Consider the following 16,249-nt stretch of genomic DNA (forward strand, 5'->3'; position numbering starts at 1 on the left):
TATCTCAGTGCAATACCCAAGACGCCGATGCCCTGCCCGACATTGATGCCGGAAATCTTGCTTAAATCGTCGCGCCGCGCGGGTTGACGACCGTATAACCTCGCAATGAACGCGCATGCATTCTTGTCGCATGTCCGCCTGAGTTGGCATCATACGCCATCCAGGTGTCTCCTCCGAGATGCTGCTCCAGGACGAAGACGTGCCCGCGTCGTGCCGCAACCATTCCCGGCGCCGGCGATGTTCGCGGAAAGCGTAGCCAGTTGGCCGCGAGATTCAATTCCGGCACGATACGACCAAACACGCGGAGCGCCGCGCCGCAGCCGCAGAAAGACGATGGGCAACCGGCCGGTCGAGCGCCGACGATGCGACCGCCCGACACGTTCGCCACCGTGGCGGCGCTACCAGCATCTGTCACCGTGAGTTGCGTCGAACGGTACGCTTGTAGTGAGTTCCTGGAAACTCGCTCGCGGCGCGTTTGCGAATACGAGAAGTCGCAGGGCATGGTCACATTGCATCCGGCAGCTTGTTGAAGGCGGTAAGGTCGTGCTTCAGAAGCGATAGAGCTAACGATAAAAAACAGACACGCAGAAAGAACTGGCTTGAACATTTGCAGGACTCCAAATTTGAAGGTCCCACCCCGGGCAATGAGCAACCAATATCAGTTTGGCCGAAATGGGCCTAAAGCACGGCGAAAAATGGCTGCGCTTGCAGGCCGCTCGCTTCAACCCGCATATGCCGCACGTTGCGATCGAAATGATTCACTCGCAGAGTACGAACGTCCGCCCGCCGCGCTTCTGACGCTTGCGACATGTTATCAGGTTCGCTTTGCATCGGAGCTAACGCTCGCGTCCGCGAAGAACGCCTTGCATCAAACCAGCGCATCCGTTCATCCGCCGTTGTTATTCGGTACGGAGGCGCTATCGTGCGCAAGCGGCACAGCCGCAGCATTCATCCAATAATTTCAGTTATGGGAGAATCGCATGAAATTCATAACCACCTGGAGTGTACCCCAAGGCACCTTCAATGCAGCCGTCGCCCGGTTTCTGGATACCGGCGGCGCGCCGCCCGAAGGCGTCAAGATGTTGGGGCGCTGGCATGGCATGAACGGACAGGGATTTGCGATCTCTGAATCGAGTGACCCCAAAGCCATGTATCGTTGGCTCGCGCAATGGGCCGACCTGCTCCCTCTGACCGTCACACCTTGCCTCGAAGACGGAGACGCGGGCGAGGTGATGGCGTCACTACCCAAGCGTTGATCGTCAATACTCACATCACTGCCGTCGTTGAAGCCGGCGGCAGTGATATGCCCGCCAGTGGTGATGGAGCCGCCTAGCGCTAAGGTGGGTGCGGAAGCTCCCATTGCTCGAGGCGATCGATTGACGCCTGCCGTTCGTGCTGGCCCAGCCAAACCATGAGGAGAACCAGCGCGCCGGCGAGAGCGCCGATGCCGAAATACAGGTTCCTCATCCGCGTTGAATGCGGAGCACCGAAAATCGTTCCTCGCATCATGCCTTTTGCCGGAACGCTAAGGGATAAGATCGCCTCAATTGGGCTAACACTAACCGGGGGCGTCCCGGCTGGTGCCCAATTGCGCACGGGGGAGCCAATGACGAAAGGATCTACGGCCTGATCGTCATATTCCCCGGCGGCCCCGGCTTGCGCAGCGGCTCCGCCAGTCGCGCGAACTCGCACAGCAGCGACCTTGTCTTCCGCGGATCGATGATCTCCTCCACCCAGAACTTTTCGGCCGAACGGAACGGCGAGCGCAGCTTGTTGAGGCGATCCTCGATCTCCTTCAGCTTCGCCGCCTTGTCCTCGGCCGCATCGATATCGGCGCGGTAGGCGGCTTCGATGCCGCCTTCGAGCGGGAGCGAGCCCCAATAGGCCGACGGCCAGGCATAGCGGATCGAGAAGCGGTCGGCCGGCTGATGCACCACGCCGGCGACGCCGAAGGCGTTGCGCAGGATCACGGTGCACCAGGGCAGCGTGGTCTGGTTGACGGCTGCCATGGCGCGGACGCCGTGGCGGATGGTCGCCGCCTTCTCGGCGTCGAGGCCGATCATGAAGCCGGGGCAGTCCATGAGGTAGACGACCGGCAGGTGGAAGGTCTCGGCGAAGTCGACCCAGCGCACCACCTTCTGGCAGGCATCCGCCGTCCAGGAGCCGCCATAGTGAAAGCTGTCGCTCGCAAGCAGCATCACCGCCCTGCCCTCGAGCCGCGCCAGGCCGACGATGATCGGCTTGCCAAAATTCCTTGCGACCTCGAAGAACGAGCCCTTGTCGACAACGGACTCGATGATCGGCCGCATCTTGTAGACCTGCTTTCGGTTGCGCGGCACCGCGTTCATCAAGGCTTCCTCGGAACGCTCCGGATTGTCGGTGCAGGGCACGGTCGGCGGCAGCTCGTAGACCGATGACGGCAGATACGACAGGAAGCGCCGCGCGCAGGCAAAGGCCTCCTCCTCGGTCTCGACGGCATGATCGACCGCGCCGGCGCGGGTCTGGATATCGGCGCCGCCGAGTTCTTCCTTCGAGAGATTCTGTCCCAGCGCCTTCACCACCGGCGGGCCCGCGACGAACATCGCGGACTTCCGGGTCATGATGGAATAGTGGCTCGCGGCGAGACGCGCAGCACCGAGGCCCGCGACCGAGCCGAGGCCAAGCGCGACGACGGGCACGCGCGACAAATTTTCCGTCGTGAAGCGATACCAGCGCGTACCGCCGATGCCGCCAGGCAGATTGGCCGCGCCCTTGGTCTCGATCGTCTTGACCGAGCCGCCGCCGCCGGAGCCCTCGATGATGCGGACGATGGGCAGGCGGAAATCGTGCGCCATCTCCTCCGCCATCAGCGGCTTGGCCGAGATCGACGCATCCGCCGAGCCGCCGCGCACGGTGAAGTCGTCACCGACGACGACCACAGTGCGGCCGTCGACGCGCGCACGGCCGAACACGCAGTTCGCCGGCGTCACGTTTTTGAGTTCACCCGATGGATCGTATTCGCCGATGCCGGAGACGGCACCGATTTCGTGAAAGCTGCCTTTGTCGCTCAGCTTCTCGATGCGTTCTCGAACAGTCAGCCGGCCCTGGTCATGCTGTCGCTTGACCTTGTCAACGCCGCCCATCTCCCGCGCGAAGGCTTCGCGCCGGGCGAGCTCGTCGAGTTCCGGCTTCCAGTTCATTCACTCCCTCCGACACGATCGGCTTGTTATTGTTATGCACGGCCATCGCGACCGGTTTACGCGAGATACGATTGTTGAAGACATCGCCCTCCGCGCCCTCAACCAGGCTGGCCAGCGACCGGCCAAGCTCGAGCATCAGCGGCGCGACTTCTGAATGCAGCCGCTGCTCGTCATACATCGCGGACAGAAGACCGATCGTGACGACCACGAAGGTCTGGTACTGCGGCGACCAGATCGGCACCGCGAGCCCGTTGATGTGCGGACTCCAGAGACCACAGGCCACGACATAGCCGTGCTCGCGCAGCGATTGACGGTTGGCTTCGATCCGGGGCTTCAGGATTCTGGCAGCCTCGGGCGCTTCCCGCTCCATTTCCGCAATGAAGGCATCGCCGACCTCCGGCGCCAGCGCCGCGGTGTAGGCCGCGCCCGCGGCGGTCGACGCCATCGAGATGCGGCTGCCGGTGCCCTCATGCAGGCCGAGCGCAGTCGCAGAGCGCGCGAACTGGAGATAGACGAGATGGAAGCGATCCGGCACCACGAAGCCGACCGTGCCCGGCAGTTGCTCGGCAACTTCCTGGAGCCGCTGCCGGATCATGCTGCGCAACTGCGCACCCTTCATCATCGAGGCGCTCATCGCGACAGCGCTCGGGCCGATCCGGTATTTCTGATCGCGCGGCAGATAGACCAGCTGGCCCATACGCGTCAGCGTGTGCGTGAGCCGCGACACCGTCGAGCGCGGCAGGCCGCAGCGATTTGAAATTTCGAGATTGCCGAGCCGAGCCTCGTGGCCCTCGAAGCATCGCAACACGTCAAACGCGCGCGAGACCACCTGGATGACATCACCCTCACCGGCTTCGCCAGCGAGCGCACCTTGCCTACTCAATCGCTCCGAACGTCGTCCCATGTTCCCTACCAGTTGTTCCGCTGTGCGGAATTAAATTCCACTTGCAGACGACGCTACCTCAGGCATTTTGCGGCGACAACAAAAAGGCGATGGCATGCCAGAAATAAAGATCGTCACTGAAGTCGCGGGACGCATCTGCGCAACTCCCGTGCAAGTTGGAGGAACCGTTGCGGATGGCGATGAAATTGTAGTCGTCGAAGCCATGAAGATGGAGATACCGGTGCCCTCGCCTGCGAGCGGCACGATCACATCGCTGCTCGTGAAACTCGACGACGTCGTTGCCGAGGGACAAGCGATCGCGATCGTCGCGAGTTGAGTGCGCGCACGTCGCGGGCGTGCGTGAGCAATCTCTTTGCAGCCATCCTTCGAGACGCCCGCTTTGGGCGGGCTTCTCAGGATGAGGTCTGTTTTCGCAGCAAAATCGCCCCTCATGGTGAGGAGCGCCGCTTGCGGCGCGTCTCGAGCCATGGGCCGAGCACTCCGCAGTGGCCGCGAGACATGCACCATTGCCCGCGACAATGTGTCTGCCCGACTTTTGCGTTTGCGGTACGGCGTTGCCATCGCCGATTCCCGATGACATGATCTTTCCAAGCAAGAAAGTCTTCGCGGCAAGAGCGAGGACGATGGGAGGGAAACATGTTTCGTGGGCTGCTCATGCTCGCGCCTGCCTTGGTGGCGGGCTTTTCTTTTGCGTCTACGCGCTATGCGTTTGCGGAAGACGTCAAGTTACCAGCGACATTGACCTTCACCGCCTATGACACCGGCACCGCCGGCTTCAACATCGCGGTCGGCGTCGGCAAGATGATGAAGGACAAGTACAACACCGACGTGCGCGTGCTGCCGGCGGGCAACGACGTCGCCCGCCTCGCGCCGCTGCGCGCCAAGCGCGCCGCGTCGTCGGCGATGGGATCCGGCACTTATTTCGCGCAGGAAGGCGTGTTCGAATTCGGAGCCAAGGAATGGGGCCCGCAGCCGCTCCAACTCATCTTGTCCAGCGTCGACTGCAATTGCGGCTCGCTCGGTGTCGCTGCGGACGCCGGCGTCAAGGAGCTCAAAGACCTCAAGGGCAAGCGCGTCGGTTTCGTGGTCGGCTCGCCCGCGCTGAACCAGAATTCGCTCGCGGTGCTGGCCTTCGCAGGGCTCACGCAGAAGGACGTCAAGATCGTCGAGTTCGCGAGCTACGGCGCGATGTGGAAGGGGCTGATCAACAACGACACCGACGCCGCGTTCGGCACCACCATCACCGGCCCCGCCAAGGAAGCCGAGACCTCGCCGCGCGGCCTGGTCTGGCCGCCGCTGTCGGCCAAGGACAAGGACGGCTGGGCGCGGATGCAGAAGGTCGGCTCGTTCTTCTTCCCGCAGCTTGCGACCTGCGGCGCCGGCATCTCGCCGGACAAGCCGATCGAGCTCGGCAACTACCCCTACCCGATCTTCGTCGCCTACGCCTCGCAACCGGTCGATCAGGTCTATGCGATGACCAAGGCGATGATCGTGAATTACGACGCCTACAAGGACTCCGCACCCGGTGCCGGCGGCTTGGCCGCCGACCGCCAGACCAAGAACTGGGTGGTGCCAGTACATCCCGGTGCGGTGAAGGCGCTGAAGGAAGCCGGGCAATGGACCGATGCGCAGGACGCCCACAACAACAAGCTGATCAAGCGGCAAGAGGTGCTTGGCGCCGCGTGGGCTGAGTACGGCAAATCCAACCCGCCTGCGGACGACAAGGCGTTCCTCGAGGGCTGGATGAAGGCGCGTGCGGCAGCACTGGCCAAGGCCGACATGGTGAACGGGTTCGAGGACTAGTCTTGAGATGGGATTGATGCTTGCCAGGACGGCAATGCGCGCCCCTCTCCCGCTTGCGGGAGAGGTTAAGCGAGTTTGGGGCCGCATTCGATTCAACCAACGGCCATTCGCCTTAGTCAGCAATTAGCAGCCCACGCACGGGGTCGATCATGTCGTCTGTTTCAGTATCCCCCGAGCCCGCCGCGGAGGCCAAGCGGATCGTGTTCGATGATCCGCACGGCGCTGCCGGCAATATGCAGGAGGCGGAGGTCACGCGCGTCCGCACGCTGCAAGGCGGCTGGCGCTGGGCGCTGGTGATCGCGACCGCGGCGACGATCCTGCTCTGCATCAACCAGCAATTCTCGTTGCGCTTCTTCATCGGCTACACCCAGCTCAACACGGAGTATTTCTACCTCCTGATCGCGCTGATGCTGCCCTTCACCTTCGCGATCTTCCCGGGCACCGAACGCGCGCCGCTCGACCGAATTCCCTGGTACGACCTCGTCTTCTTCGTCGTGACGTTCGCGGCTGCGCTGCTCCTGATGTCGAACGTGCGCAAGGCGGCGGAGGCCGGCTGGGAATTCGGCGGCGCGCCCAACACCGTGATCGCCGCGGGCCTCGTGATGTGGGTGGTGCTGATGGAGGCGCTGCGCCGCACCGGCGGCTGGAGCCTGCTGCTCAGCGTCTTCCCCTTCACCGTCTATCCGCTGTTTGCGGAATCCGGCTGGCTCGGGCCGTTCCGCGGCACCCAGTCGACCCTGGAACAGGCGACCGCCTATCACGTGCTGTCGGGCGAAAGCCTGCTCGGCATCCCGATCCAGGCCTTTGCCGACACCGTGATCGGCTTTCTCGTGTTCGGTACCGCGCTGATGATGACCGGCGCCGGCAAATTCTTCATCAACCTCGCCTTCGCGCTGTGCGGGACTTTTCGCGGCGGCGCGGCAAAGGTCTGCATCTTTGCCAGCGGCCTGCTCGGCATGATGTCGGGCTCGATCATCTCCAACGTGCTGACCGCCGGCACCATGACCATTCCAGTGATGAAGAAGAGTGGCTTTCGCGCCTCCTATGCCGGCGCGATCGAGGCCTGCGCCTCGACCGGCGCGGTGCTGGCGCCGCCAGTGATGGGCGCGACCGCCTTCGTGATCGCGCAGTTCCTCAACGTGAGCTATGCCGACGTCGCGCTCGCCGCGATCATTCCGGCGGCGCTCTATTACATCGGCCTGTTCATGCAGGTCGACGCCTACGCGGCGCGCCACGGGTTGAAAGGGATTCCGCGCGCCGAGCTGCCGCGGATCATGGATACGATCAAGGACGGCTGGTACTACGTCTTCGTGATCGCGCTCCTGGTTGTGATGCTCTTGTACTTCAAGCGCGAGAGTCACGCGCCATTCTACGCCACTGCGCTCCTGCTCGTGCTCAACCAACTCTTTTCCAAGGACACGCGCTGGACGCTGGCCACGATCGGCAAGTTCCTCGAAGTGAACGGACGCACCTTCGTCGAGCTGGTCGGCATCCTCGCTGGCTGCGGCCTCCTGATCGGCGCGTTCTCGATGACCGGCGTGGTGTCGAGCCTCGCCAACGATCTGTTGCGGCTTGCCGGCGACAACCCGTTCCTGCTGCTCGGCATGTGTGCGTTCACGAGCCTGATCCTCGGGCTCGGGCTGACCACCACGGCCTGCTACATCTTCCTCGCCATCCTCGTTGCGCCGGCGCTGGAGAAGCTCGGGCTGAACAGGATGGCCGTGCACATGTTCATCTTCTACTGGGGCATGCTGTCGTCGATCACGCCGCCGGTTGCGATCGCGTCCTTCGCGGCCGCAGGCATCGCAGGATCGCCGGCGATGAAGACCGGCTGGGAATCGATGTGGGTCGGCAGCATCATCTACTTCATCCCGTTCTTCTTCGTGCTCAATCCGGCGCTGGTGCTGCAAGGGCCAAGCCCCTATCTGGCCGGCCTCGGCCTGATGGCGATGGCCGCGTTCGGGACGCTGTTCATCTGCGGCGGCATCCAGGGCTACCAGCCGTTCGTCGGCGATCTCCGCGGCGCGGGCCCGATGGAATGGCCGCTGCGCGTGCTGCTGGTGATCGGCGGTTTCGTGGTGGCAACGCCCGGCGGCGGCATCATGCCGCTGTCGCAAATGCAGGTGACGCTGCTGGGGCTCGCGATCCTCGTGCCGACGGTTCTGATCGCCCTGCTGCTGGTGCGGCGGCAGACCATCGTGCCGAACGGGTTGCGCGTGCCCTGATTGCGTTGCACAAGGGAGGCGATGACATCGTCTCCCGCCTCCGCCTGGACCCGCTCGAAGCCGCCCCTGCTGCGGTTTCTGGATACTTGCCTTAACGAATTTTCGGCCGAGACCTCCGGCGCGGTGGCCGACTACATCCCCGAGCTTGGCAAGGCCGATCCTGCCTATTTTGGCATCAGCCTCGCCACGCTGGACGGCCATGTCTACGAGGTCGGTGACAGCCGGGCGCCCTTCACCATCCAGTCGATGTCAAAGCCGTTCGTGTTCGCGCTTGCGCTGGACCTGCTCGGCGCGGGCCGAGTCGAAAGCGCAATCGGCGTCGAGCCGTCGGGCGATCCCTTCAACTCGATCCGGCTCAATTCCGACAATCATCCGTTCAACCCGATGGTCAATGCTGGAGCGATCGCCTGCACCGGGCTGATCCACGACAGCAAGGGCGTTGACACCTTCGAGCAGATCCGCGTTGCGCTCAGCCGTTTTGCGGGGCGCGATCTCGCGGTCGACGAAGCCGTCTACACTTCGGAAAGCCAGACCGGCGATCGCAATCGCGCCATCGGCTATCTCCTGAAGACCAATGCGGTGATCTCGGACGACGTCGCTGATGTCCTCGACGTCTATTTCCGGCAATGCGCGGTGCTGGTCACCGCGCGCGACATCGCGGTGATGGCGGCAACGCTCGCCAATCGCGGCGTCAATCCGGTCACAGGCGAACAGGTGATGACGCCCTATGCAATCTCGCGCACGCTGTCGGTGATGACGTCGTCGGGCATGTACGATTATGCCGGCGAGTGGATCTACCGGATCGGCATTCCCGCCAAGAGCGGCGTCGGCGGCGGCATTTTGGCGGCGCTCCCGGCCCGACTCGGGCTCGGCAGCTATTCGCCAAAGCTCGACAAGCATGGCAACAGCGTGCGCGGCATCAAGGTCTGCGAGGCGCTGTCCTCGCATTACGACCTGCACATGCTCAACCGCAGCGACGACGCGCGCAACGCCGTGATCGCCGACTACGACATCGGCAAGAGCCCGTCGCGGCGCGTCCGCCGTCAGCAGGAGCGCGATATCCTCGCCGCGCATGAGCAGGAGGTGCGGGTCATCGAGCTGGTCGGGACGCTATCGCTCTCGGCCGTCGACTACGTCTCGCGGCGGCTTGCGGGGCGGCCGCGGCCGCAATTCGTGATCTTCGACCTTCATCGTGTCACCTCCACCACACGCGCCGGTGCGCGGCTCGTGGCCGAAGCGTTCGAGGAGCTCGCGGCGCTGAACGTCACGGTGGTGCTGTCCGGCGTCAGGCGCGCCTCGAAAGAATGGAACAGCTTGCGGGAATGGACCGCGGAACTGAAGAACGTCCGCGACTTCTATCTGCTCGACACCGCGATCGAATGGGCCGAAGACCAGATCGTTTATCGCTATGGCGGATCGATCGACTTTCACGAAACCACCGAGCTTGCCGAACAGCCACTGCTCGCCGGCCTCAACGCGGAAGAGCTGACGGAACTCGGCGCGATCTCCACGATCAGGACCTATCAGTCCGGCGCAAAGATCCTCACCACCGGCGACCCCGCCGATGCCCTGTTCTTCCTGCGCAGCGGTGCCGTGCACGTCACGCTGCCGGACGGCGTGCGACTGGCAACACTCACCGCCGGCATGGCCTTTGGCGAGATGGCGCTGCTGGAGCAAACGCGCTCCGCCGACGTGTTCGCGGACATGGCCGCGACCGCCTTTGAAGTGCCCCTGAAAGCATTCGAGCGCTTCCGCAGGCAGCATCCCCACGCCAGCGAGCGCATCATGCGCAACCTCGCGCAGCTCCTCGCCGATCGCCTGATCGTCGCCAACGCCAAGGTGGACATCCTGACGTCGAATTGAGCGCGCCGGTATGGCTCAGCGGCTCGCCGCCTCGCTCAGCCGCCGATTGATCTTGGCAGCGCTTGCCTTGAGCAATTCGGATGGCTTCTGGCCGGTCGCCGCACACAAGCAGGCCCAGTAATAGATGACGTCGCCGAGCTCATCGACGAGACCCGCCTGATCGAGCCAGTCATCTCGCAGCAGCTTCTTGATGTGATCGGCGACCTCGCCGGATTCACCGGCGAGGCCGAGTCCGAGATAGGACAGCCGCTCGTTGGACGGATGCTCATCGACTTTCGCAATCGTCGCGGCCCAGGCCGCGTATTCATCGATCGTCATCGACATCCCTCGCCGTTGCCATCAGATCAGTCCACCACTTCCGTGACCGGCTGGAGATCGATCTCGAACGTCTCCAGGAATTTCGAGGTCATGATGTAGAAGCCGACCGAGAGCTGCAGCTCGACCAATGCGGCCGGCGTCAGCTTTGATGCGATCGCCTTGAAGGTCGCATCCGTCGGCTTGTTCAATTTCACGATCTCGTCGGTGAAGGCGAGCGCGGCGCGCTGGATGTCGTCGAAGCAGGAAGCCGCCTGCCAGTTCGCGAGCGCTTCGTTCTGCGCGTCGGTGACGCCGACATTCTTGCCGATGCGCTTGTGCGCGACGATCTCGTACGGCGCCTCGCACAAGATGCCGGTGCGCGTGATCGCGAGCTCGCGGACGATCGGATCGAGCTCGCCCTTGTGGCGGATGGCGCCGCCGAGCCGACAGTACTGCTCAAAATAACTCGGCGAATGCGACATCATCCGGAAGATGTTGGCATTGCGGTTCTTGTCGAGGATTTCGCGGGTGCGGTCGGACGCCTTTGACGGGTCGCTGTAGTCGATACGGGCCATCAGTCACCTTGGGTCTTGGTCTTGTTGTCGTTTTTTGGATAGTTCCCAAGACTAATCTTGCGCTGACGCAAGCGCAACATCATCGCGTCATTGCTACCCAGTCGAAGCTTTCGGCGCCAAGAATGGCGTGGAATCAGCGAAGCGCTTGACGATGTTGGTCACCAACAGGGCCGCCACATTATTGTAGCCGTCGACCGGCAACGCGCCGATGAAATTCATCGAGCCGACGGAAAAGACCGCACCGCCATTCGGCGTTTCGAAGAAGGTCAGGTCGGAGCGGATGATCTCCTCGCGCGAAGCCGGCCAGGTATGGTCGTAGCGCTCTTCGTTGACGGGCTGATAGGTCGGATCGTCAAGAACGGCTCGGCCGATGATGATCGCGTGATGCGGCGTGCCGAGGCGTGTATCCGCGCGGTCGAGCTCGTGGCCGGCCGCACCGCCGCCCATGAAGCCGCGCTCGCCAAGCCTGGCACCGGGCCTTGCAATATCCTCGATACCCTCGCGCATGAATGCGACCCGGGAATCGAGAATGCCGTCGAGGAAGGTGTAGGGGAAACCCTTGTACTCCCCTTGTGTGCTGAAGCCGACGCCGACCAGCGCCTGCGGCGGGCGGCCGAGCCGTCGCCAAAGGCCGCCATAGGAACCGTCGAAAGCATGATAGCTCTCGCCAGGCAACGTTTCCCATAGCCGGATGCCGCCCTCGGCGCGTCGCAACTCGAGAGCCCAGGTGCCTGTCTCGTGCGGCACCACTTTCCAGTAGAAGCCGTTGCCGCCGAGATACATGAAGCGGCCGCCATTGCCGATATAGGCACCGAGCGCATCGAGCGTCTCATGGGTGTGGTATTCCGGATGCTGGCCGGTCAGAACGACCGCGTATTTCGACAGCAGGCCGACGCCTTCGGCATGGACATCGTGATCGGTGATGACTTCGAAGTCGATGCCTTTGCGGGTCAGAAGATCGGTGACGGCACTGTCGGCAGCAATCCAGTAGAGGCCGGAACCGTAGTCGCTCGGATCGACCAGATGGATCTGGTTGACGCGCTTGTCGATCAGCGGGCGGCGCATGGTCGACATCACCACGCCGCTGCCGTCCGAATGGAAGTTGTAGGGCGAGACGCCGTATTCCGGATGGCCGTCCGGCGCCTGTGCCAGCGCGCCCCAGGCCAGCGACCGTTCCGTGATCAGGGCTTGCCTGCCCTTCTTCTGATACTGGCTATAAACCGTGTAACTGAAGGTCGGCGCGAGGAACGCCACCTTGGCCTGCGATCCCGGCGTCCTGGCTCGGACATAGAAGACGATGTTGTCGCGCGCCCCATCCTTTTCGAGGTGCAGCGCATAGACGCCGCTCTTCCAGTCCTCCGGCACAGTGAAGGTCAGCGAAGGCTGCCAGCCGGAATCGCCGATATCATCGTCGTGGAAATGGATCGCGTCCCAGAGTTTCGGCTCTTCCGTCCAACGATGCGTCACCCCGCCCGTCCAGCGCGAGCCCGTCATCGCGCGCGTCGGCAGGTTGACGCAGGCGCCGTGCGCCTTGGAGGGGCCGATATCGGTCGCCGCGTCGGTCGGAATGCCGATGGAAAAATCCCATTCGGCGATGGCCGGAGCCGCCGCTCCAGAGCCTTGCGCGGCGATGACGCCGTCAAGACCGGTGCCACCATCGGTGATGCGCGGCCGTTCGATCTTGCCATTGAAATGATGGACTGCGCCCCGGCTTCCGCGCTCCGCCGCGATCGCGGCCGCCCCCATGCCGGCCAACACAGCATGCGGCGCGCTCAGCATTTTCGTCGCGCGCTCATCGTGGTCGAGCCTGATCTTGCGGGGTGCCTGTGCGATCCCCAGCAATCCGGTCGCCGGATCGAACAAACAAGCAATATCGTGCCACGCCCGTTCGGTGAGCGCGATGCCGCTCTCGACCTCGACGGTTCCCTGGCTGGTCACAAGCCTGGCGAAAGCGCCCCTTTCACCGACGCCGAGCGTCAGCGAGGCGCCGGCGCCCGCCCAGTTCAGCACGGCCTGCTTGCCCGCGGCGAGCAAGGTCGGCCAGACAGTCGCGGCAAAGGCGATCGGGCCTGCCGGCAACGCCAGTGCTGATACATCGACCCATGAGCCCTTTGCGATGCTCTGCTCAACGCCATCGTGCTGGCCTTCGAGATCCCACTTGACCGGAATCTCGCGATAACCGGGTCCCTTCGGGTTCGGGTCACCACAGATGACGCGGGCGATCCGCGCCGAATACCGGCCACCGCCCTTGACCGCGACCATGAACTTGATGTCGTCGCCGGGGCGCACGCTCCAGCGGTCCGCATAGCCGGTGATCGGAAGCATCGAAATCCCTCTTCAGGCGCTGCCCACGTTCCAGAACAACGGCAGGCCCTTGAGCATCCCCGTCAAGCTCTTCTTGTACGCGGTCGGCTGATAGAAGACACCAAGCGGAACGTAGGGAACATCGATAAAGCACTGCTTCTGCATCTCGATGCCAACCCTCGTCTGTGCGGCTGCATCAGGAGCGGCGAACCAGGCATCCCGGAGTTGTTCCAGCTTCTCGCTCTTCGCCCAGCCGAAGGTCGCCTTGTCACCGCTGCCGCGGATGAAGTTATGTGCCGAAGGGTTCAGTTGCGTCACGCCGGCAGAATAGGTGCAGAAGGCGTTGTATCCGCCCTTGTCTGGCGTCTCGCGATTGCCCATGCGCCGCAACATCGAGCCCCAGTCCATGACCGCGTAGTCGAGATTGAAACCGAGCTTGCGGAATAGGTCGGCTGCGACCTCGCTCATCTGCCCGATGACTGGAAAATCGCCCGGCGCGATCAGCAGCACTTTCTCGCCCTTGTAGCCGGCCTCCTTGATGGCCTTGGCGGCGGCAGCGATATCCCGGGGGCCGGTGAGCGCTTCCATGCCGGCATCGTTTGCCATGTTGCCGCCGGGTGCGAAGAATCCGATCCTGTCCCGCCAGAGACTGGTGTCATCTCCCGCGACCGCGGACATGAATTCCTTCTGGCTGATGGCGGAGAGCACCGCGCGGCGGATCGCCGGGTTGTCGAAGGGCGGCTGCGTGTGGTTGAAACGCAGCACGCCGACATTGCCGATCGGGTCGAGCAGTTCGACAGTCAGCGCCTTGTTGGCCTTCAGCTTCGGCAACAAGTCGACGATGGGCTGATCCCACCAGTCGATCTCGCCCTGCTGAAGCGCGGCCGCGGCCGTCGCGGGGTCCGGGATGACCTGCCACTCGACCCGGTCGAAATGAGCGATCTTCGGACCGGCAAGCAGGCTCGGCGTCCCGTCGGGGCGCGGCACATAGCCATCGAAACGCGTGTAGACCAGACGTGCGCCGGGCACGTGCTGATCGGCCTGGAATTTGAACGGACCGGAGCCGATCAACTCCTTGACCGGCGTAACGCTGTCCGTCTGCGCAAGACGTTCCGGCATGATGAAGGCGACGATGGCGCCCACTTTGCCGAGCGCTTCCGGCAGCAGCGGAAACGGCGACTTGAGGCGCCAGCGCACGGTTTTGTCGTCCGGCGCCGAGAGTTCGTCGACCATGTTGAAGAGTGAATTGCCGAAAGCATCGCGCGAGGCCCAGCGTTTCAGGCTCGCCACCACGTCGCGTCCGCGCACGGGCTCGCCGTCGTGGAATTTCAAGCCATCCCGCAAGGTCATCGTCCAGAGCTTGCCGTCGTTCTCGACGGTATGGCCGGCGACCATCTGCGGCTGAACCTGGAATTTCTCATCGACGCCGTAGAGGGTATCCCAGATCAGGAAGCCGTGGTTTCGATTGACCAGACCGGTGGTGATCATCGGATCGAGGATTGCCGCATCGGCCTGCGGTACAAAGCGCAGCACGCGCGCACCCTGCGCCCGGACCAGCCGCGGCATCGCGAGAGTCGAGCCCAAGGCGACGCCGAGACCGGCGCCCAGTGTGGATCGAAGCAGGTCTCGACGGCGCATGCTATGTCTCCTCAACGGGTTACGAAGATGGACGGTTTTCGGCGAGCTTCGCTTCGGCGCTGAACAAGGTCCGCGCGAACAGGTCGAGCGCCTCGTCGATCCCGGCTTCGTCGATGATCAGCGGCGGGCAGAAACCGATCGTGTCGCCCATCGCGCGGATGATCAGGCCATTCTCGATCGCAAGCGCGTCGAACATCGCACCGACCTTCAGCGCGGGATCGAAGGCCTGCCGCGTCGCGGGATCGGCGACGAGTTCAACCCCAATCATCAGTCCTTCACCCCTCACCTGGCCGACGATGCGCGAATCCCGCGCGATCTGCTCCAGCCCGGCGCGGAGCCTGCCGCCCATGCGGCGGACATGCGGCACCACATCCATCTCGTGATAGATCCTCAACGTTTCGAGCGCGATGGCCGCCCCGACCGGATGTCCGGAATTGGTAAAACCGTGGCCGAACAGCTCGCCGCCCTTGTTCATCTCGCTGAGCGCATCCCGGATCGGACGGCCCAGCAACACGGCTGACATCGGGAAGTAGGACGAGGTAATGCCCTTGGCGAGCGCCACCATGTCCGGCTTCATGCCGACCGTCTGACAGCCGAACCAGTTGCCGGTGCGGCCGAAGCCACAGACTACCTCGTCGCCAAGCACCAGGATGTCGTGACGGCGCAGCACTGCCTCGATCTCGGCGAAATAGCCCTTCGGCGGCACGACGATGCCGCCGCCGGCGTTGATCGGCTCGGCGATGAAGGCTGCGATCGTGTCGGGCCCTTCGAGCATGATCAACGCTTCGAGATCGGCCGCAAGCCGGTCGACGAACGCCTCCTCGCTCTCGCCCGGCTTGGTGCCGCGATAAGCATCCGGGCAAAGCGTGTGCAGGAAGCCGTCAAGCGGGAGGCCGAATTCACGGTGCATGCGGGGAAGACCGCACATCGAAGCAGCAACGATCGTCGAGCCATGGAAACCGCGGTCGCGGGCGATGATCTTGCGCTTCCCGGGCTTGCCGCGAACCGCGTGATACACCCAGGCGAGCTTCACCATCGTCTCGGTGGCTTCCGAGCCGGAGGTCGCGAAATAGGCCTGCGCATCTGGGATCGGCGAGATTTCGACCAGCTTCTCGGCCAGGTCGATCGTGTTGTCCGGCGTCTTGTGATTGAAGCTGTGATAGAAGCCGAACTTGTCGTAGGCCGCCGCTGCTGCTGCTTTGAGCCGTTTCTCGGAAAAGCCGAGCGAGGTGCACCAGAGGCCGGCCATCGCTTCCAGATAACGCTTGCCGTTCACGTCATAGACATGGACACCCTCGCCGCGCGCCATGATCAGCGGTCCGATTTCTGCATGTCGCCGAGGGTTGGTCTGCGAGTGCAGATGAAACGCGACGTCACGCGCCTCGGCTGAATTCGGTTTGCTGTCGAACACGCGCGCAGCCTCCATCGTCCCACCGACGGAGTATTCCCAACCCCGGTCGC

General features: G+C 63.5%; 13 protein-coding genes. 5 read left to right on the top strand and 8 right to left on the bottom strand.

The annotated features are described in order from the left end of the window. Nucleotides 1-61: 61 nt before the first annotated feature. A complete protein-coding gene (locus tag ABIB73_RS04085) occupies nucleotides 62-607 on the bottom strand; it encodes a hypothetical protein (protein WP_354221658.1) in 546 nt (181 codons plus the stop codon). A gap of 373 nt (nucleotides 608-980) precedes the next feature. On the opposite strand from ABIB73_RS04085, the gene ABIB73_RS04090 reads away from it, so the two are divergent. Continuing rightward, nucleotides 981-1,256 carry a DUF3303 domain-containing protein gene (locus ABIB73_RS04090; RefSeq protein WP_354221660.1) on the top strand — a complete coding sequence of 92 codons (276 nt, stop codon included), beginning with the start codon at nucleotides 981-983 and terminating at the stop codon, nucleotides 1,254-1,256. Nucleotides 1,257-1,619: 363 nt separating this feature from the next. On the opposite strand, the gene ABIB73_RS04095 is transcribed toward ABIB73_RS04090, so the two are convergent. Then, nucleotides 1,620-3,179 (bottom strand): acyl-CoA carboxylase subunit beta, encoded by a 1,560-nt coding sequence (locus ABIB73_RS04095; protein ID WP_354221662.1) that lies wholly within the window; start codon nucleotides 3,177-3,179, stop codon nucleotides 1,620-1,622. Then, the gene (locus ABIB73_RS04100) at nucleotides 3,109-4,083 is read right to left on the bottom strand and encodes an IclR family transcriptional regulator (RefSeq protein ID WP_354221664.1); all 975 of its coding nucleotides are present in this window, start codon (nucleotides 4,081-4,083) and stop codon (nucleotides 3,109-3,111) included. Before ABIB73_RS04100 ends, ABIB73_RS04095 begins: the two co-directional genes overlap by 71 nt. A 94-nt stretch (nucleotides 4,084-4,177) precedes the next feature. Here ABIB73_RS04100 and ABIB73_RS04105 point away from each other — a divergent pair, with 94 nt between their 5' ends. The 4 genes from ABIB73_RS04105 (at nucleotide 4,178) to glsA (ending at nucleotide 9,974) form a co-directional block, all read left to right on the top strand. Beyond that, entirely contained in the window at nucleotides 4,178-4,399 is a 222-nt protein-coding gene (locus ABIB73_RS04105; protein ID WP_354221666.1) for an acyl-CoA carboxylase biotin carboxyl carrier protein subunit, read from the top strand. Nucleotides 4,400-4,719: 320 nt separating this feature from the next. Beyond that, nucleotides 4,720-5,886: a TAXI family TRAP transporter solute-binding subunit gene (locus ABIB73_RS04110; protein WP_354221668.1), complete on the top strand. Its 1,167-nt coding sequence runs from the start codon at nucleotides 4,720-4,722 to the stop codon at nucleotides 5,884-5,886. A gap of 149 nt (nucleotides 5,887-6,035) precedes the next feature. Further along, nucleotides 6,036-8,111, top strand: coding sequence for a TRAP transporter permease (locus ABIB73_RS04115; RefSeq protein WP_354221670.1), 2,076 nt, complete (start codon nucleotides 6,036-6,038; stop codon nucleotides 8,109-8,111). 21 nt (nucleotides 8,112-8,132) lie between these two features. Further along, nucleotides 8,133-9,974: a glutaminase A gene (gene glsA / locus ABIB73_RS04120; RefSeq protein ID WP_354221672.1), complete on the top strand. Its 1,842-nt coding sequence runs from the start codon at nucleotides 8,133-8,135 to the stop codon at nucleotides 9,972-9,974. A 15-nt stretch (nucleotides 9,975-9,989) separates the two neighbouring features. Here glsA and ABIB73_RS04125 read toward each other — a convergent pair whose 3' ends face one another. The 5 genes from ABIB73_RS04125 to ABIB73_RS04145 all read right to left on the bottom strand — a co-directional run bounded on the left by ABIB73_RS04125 (nucleotide 9,990) and on the right by ABIB73_RS04145 (nucleotide 16,214). Beyond that, a complete protein-coding gene (locus ABIB73_RS04125) occupies nucleotides 9,990-10,292 on the bottom strand; it encodes a nucleoside triphosphate pyrophosphohydrolase family protein (protein WP_354221674.1) in 303 nt (100 codons plus the stop codon). Between the two features lie 26 nt (nucleotides 10,293-10,318). Further along, complete coding sequence (locus tag ABIB73_RS04130) at nucleotides 10,319-10,846, bottom strand: carboxymuconolactone decarboxylase family protein (RefSeq protein ID WP_354221676.1); 528 nt, start codon at nucleotides 10,844-10,846, stop codon at nucleotides 10,319-10,321. Nucleotides 10,847-10,939: 93 nt separating this feature from the next. Continuing rightward, complete coding sequence (locus tag ABIB73_RS04135; protein ID WP_354221678.1) at nucleotides 10,940-13,171, bottom strand: N,N-dimethylformamidase beta subunit family domain-containing protein; 2,232 nt, start codon at nucleotides 13,169-13,171, stop codon at nucleotides 10,940-10,942. 12 nt (nucleotides 13,172-13,183) lie between these two features. After that, nucleotides 13,184-14,788, bottom strand: a complete 1,605-nt coding sequence (locus ABIB73_RS04140) for an ABC transporter substrate-binding protein (RefSeq protein WP_354221680.1) — start codon at nucleotides 14,786-14,788, stop codon at nucleotides 13,184-13,186. 19 nt (nucleotides 14,789-14,807) lie between these two features. Then, the gene (locus ABIB73_RS04145; protein ID WP_502918387.1) at nucleotides 14,808-16,214 is read right to left on the bottom strand and encodes an aspartate aminotransferase family protein; all 1,407 of its coding nucleotides are present in this window, start codon (nucleotides 16,212-16,214) and stop codon (nucleotides 14,808-14,810) included. Between the last annotated feature and the right edge of the window lie 35 nt (nucleotides 16,215-16,249).

It is taken from the genome of Bradyrhizobium sp. F1.4.3 (genome assembly GCF_040548375.1).
Lineage (GTDB): Bacteria > Pseudomonadota > Alphaproteobacteria > Rhizobiales > Xanthobacteraceae > Bradyrhizobium.